The following is a 1,800-nucleotide window of genomic DNA, read 5'->3' on the forward strand; positions in this document are numbered from 1 at the left end:
CCGCTGAATGCGCAAATTACTTCGCCGCCTGCGGAAATGATACAGATTGATCGGAATCCGCTCTAGCCAAGTTCTATTCCTGCATTCCGTCGGGCGCCTTTTTCGGCGCCGGAACCTCCTGTCCGGGCGTCCAACACCCGAAACGCATTGTTTAGCCTTGCTTTTTCTAAATGCAGATTGTAAAACTGGCTGCCTAATCGCAAAATCCGCCAACCGAGCGATTGCGAGCGCTGCCGGACCGTTTCAAAACAACGGTTAATATGCCTCGTGCGAATAAGAATTGCGAGACCCTATCGTGAACGAGCAAAATCTGAATTCGACCAACGATTGCTCGCTGCCAGCGGAATCTAACCCCATTATTTCTGTCATTATACCGCACTATAATGATCTCGCCAATCTCGACAAATGTTTGCAGCTCCTCGCCGCGCAGACTTTGCCGCGCGAGCGTTTCGAAATCGTGGTTGCGGATAATAATTCGCGTTGCGGGCTGGAAGAAGTCCAGCGCGTTTGCGGAAACCTCGCCCGTGTCATCCATGCGCCCATCCAAGGGGCAGGTCCCGCACGGAACGTGGCGGTAGAAGCATCGCGAGGGCAGTTCCTCGCTTTCACCGATTCCGACTGCCGTCCGTCAGCAACCTGGCTTGAACGCGGCCTGGTGGCCTTGTCGACCTCGGATATCGTGGGCGGGCGGATTGAAGTCGAGGTGACCGACCCCGCCCATCCAACCGGAGTCGAGGCTTTCGAAAAGGTTTTTGCTTTCAATTTCAAGCGCTACATCGAGAAGCTCGGTTTCTCGGCGACCTGCAACATGTTCGTCTCCCGCAAGATTTTCGACCAGGTCGGCGGATTCCGACCCGCAGTCGCGGAAGATATGGACTGGGGAAGGCGGGCGGTCGAAGCCAATTATCGTTGCAATTATGGTCCTGACGTCGTGATCGCCCACCCGGCGCGGCGAGACTGGAACGAACTGAAGCAAAAATGGAAGCGTTGTTCCAAAGAAGCATATCACGACGCCAAGGAGGTCCCGAATGGTCTTGCTATTTGGTATTTCCGTAGCTTCGGAATTCTACTGTCGCCCTTTATTCATTGGATCACGGTCATTCGAAGCGACAAGCTCGATAATTTAAGCCAGAAGCTATCGGCCATTGGCGTGCTTTTTGCCATTCGCTTCTGGCGATTCTTCGAATGCAACCGAATTTTGCTGACGCGATAAGGCCGTCTTTTTAAACATCCTGGCCGCGCGCCTCAGGCCTTTGGAACGCGCAAGGTTCCTTCCCGGCCGCGCCCTTGCGCGGCTTCACGCCATTGGACGCGCCGGCCGCAGCGGCGCATTTATCAAGGCCTGTCCTCAAGCAATTTCGCATATTGCGACAGCCGCTCGATCCGCTTGGTGCTCACGATCAGCGCGCCTTCGGGATTGCGGAGGAGCGCCTGACGCAGAATTTCCCCCACCGGTCGCTTATCGCCCTGCGCCAAGGCGGCGGAAACATATCCATGGGTAATCTGCAACGGACGGCCACGGCGCAAAAGCACATCTGAACCGCGCCGGGTTTGATGGTGTGGAACGGCCCCTCCCTGCTAGCATCGAGGCGGTTGCAAGCGCCGCGATCGGAGGACCCGCGCCATGAAGCAGGTTAGTGTCATCGGCTTGGATTTGGCCAAGCAAAGCTTTCAAGTCCACGGCGCCGCCGCCGACGGGACTGTCGCTTTCAATCGAAAACTGCGGCGAGGCGAAGTTTTGCGCTTTTTTGAAAAGACGCCGCCGTGTCTGGTTGCCATGGAGGCATGCGGAGGATCGCA

Annotated in this window: 2 protein-coding genes and 1 pseudogene; 2 read left to right on the forward strand and 1 reads right to left on the reverse strand. The window is 56.4% G+C overall.

Going from position 1 to position 1,800, the window contains the following annotated elements:
* Positions 1 to 295 precede the first annotated feature (295 nt).
* Positions 296 to 1,213: a glycosyltransferase gene (locus QZY01_RS01630; protein ID WP_294532571.1), complete on the forward strand. Its 918-nt coding sequence runs from the start codon at positions 296 to 298 to the stop codon at positions 1,211 to 1,213.
* Between the two features lie 122 nt (positions 1,214 to 1,335).
* Here the strand turns inward: QZY01_RS01630 and QZY01_RS01635 are convergent, their stop codons facing one another.
* Complete coding sequence (locus QZY01_RS01635; RefSeq protein ID WP_294532573.1) at positions 1,336 to 1,533, reverse strand: hypothetical protein; 198 nt, start codon at positions 1,531 to 1,533, stop codon at positions 1,336 to 1,338.
* A gap of 91 nt (positions 1,534 to 1,624) precedes the next feature.
* Here QZY01_RS01635 and QZY01_RS01640 point away from each other — a divergent pair.
* Positions 1,625 to 1,800, forward strand: a pseudogene (locus QZY01_RS01640) (IS110 family transposase); the annotation flags it as partial.

This window comes from uncultured Rhodoblastus sp. (genome assembly GCF_903903185.1).
Lineage (GTDB): Bacteria > Pseudomonadota > Alphaproteobacteria > Rhizobiales > Beijerinckiaceae > Rhodoblastus.